Below are 1,221 nucleotides of genomic sequence, written 5' to 3'. Positions count from 1 at the left end.
ATATTAGGTAGCATGCCATTCAACAATAGCGTTAAAGCAGTAGAGCCACTTACTCCCTGCTTTTTACAGCTTGATAAGTAACTACGAAGACCAAAAAACATTTCTGCTCCATATTCGCTCCTGAAGCAGCCCGAGATCTTCTGCTGAACTTTTGCCATCCTCAAGTCATTTTCGCCTTGATTATTGGTAAAAGGCACGGCTTTATCGATCATGAACCTGAGTACGTCATCTTCATAATTTTGTAAACGCTCAAGTAAATTTCTAGATTTTGTTTTTTTCACCCTGCCTCGTTGGCCGGTAGTTGGTATTGGTGGGGGGCTTTCTTGCTCACCTTCTTTTAAAATAACTCGGTATTGACTAATAGTTTCTGCTTGTTTTTCTTGAGTAAGCACACCCTCTGTATCACCCACTAATTGATTCAAATTAATTAAAAATAGACGCATGCTTTCAGCCCATACTTGACCATCTTGTTCATAAGCTCTCGTTAGTTCTCGTAAATGGTGTGCATTACATAATGCATGCTGACAATGATAACGGTAATACGGTTTCCAATGGTCGTGGCATATCACCCCGTTGAAATGAGGCAGGATACCGATGTGCTCCATGGCATCTTGTCCCCGTTTTTCATGTGCCGCCAGATAAGTCCAATTCAATGATGAAGCGTTGTGTAGCCACTGCCTCTTTCCATTAATATTAATGCCCGTTTCATCGGCATGCAGTACTGGCTCATTCAACAAATTGGTTTTAATTATTTCAGGTACTTTAAGCGTTTCAAGCTTGCTATAGGCACTATTAATGAAGTTGTAAAGGCTACCACTACTCAGAGGAATACCTAACTGGTCGGTAAAATATTCACGAATACGTTTATAAGGGAGTAATTGATATTGAGAAAGATAAACAGCATGCGCTTTTAACCCATTTCCGTATTGAATACGGCTATTAACCCCATCGGGGAATGGCGCAACAAAGCGTTTTCCAACTTCATTTTCGAGTATTTGGGCCTGATATTCAGTAACAACCCGTACAAATTCGATATCGATAATTTGACGCGTCTCATAGCCCACTTCTTTGTAATGCCCTTTTGGTAGAAGGGCCTTATCGACTGGTAACTTATGGACGATATCTGGATTAGTATCAAGTGGTAGCGTTGACCCTTTATGGCCTTTTTGCCCACCAGTTGTATTTGAACTATTATTTTTTGGGGACTTTTCTCTATTAGGG

General features: G+C 40.5%; 1 protein-coding gene. It reads right to left on the bottom strand.

Features of this window, described 5'->3' with window-relative positions:
• On the bottom strand, window positions 1-1,221 hold a 1,221-nt coding region (gene tnpC, locus MT390_RS19670; RefSeq protein ID WP_499442902.1), incomplete at both ends, for an IS66 family transposase.

The sequence above is a fragment of the Vibrio sp. 2-Bac 85 genome (assembly GCF_037546705.1).
Classification (GTDB): Bacteria; Pseudomonadota; Gammaproteobacteria; order Enterobacterales; family Psychromonadaceae; genus Psychromonas.
Note: the sequence above shows the minus strand (reverse complement) of the source record. Positions and strands in the feature narration are given on the sequence as shown.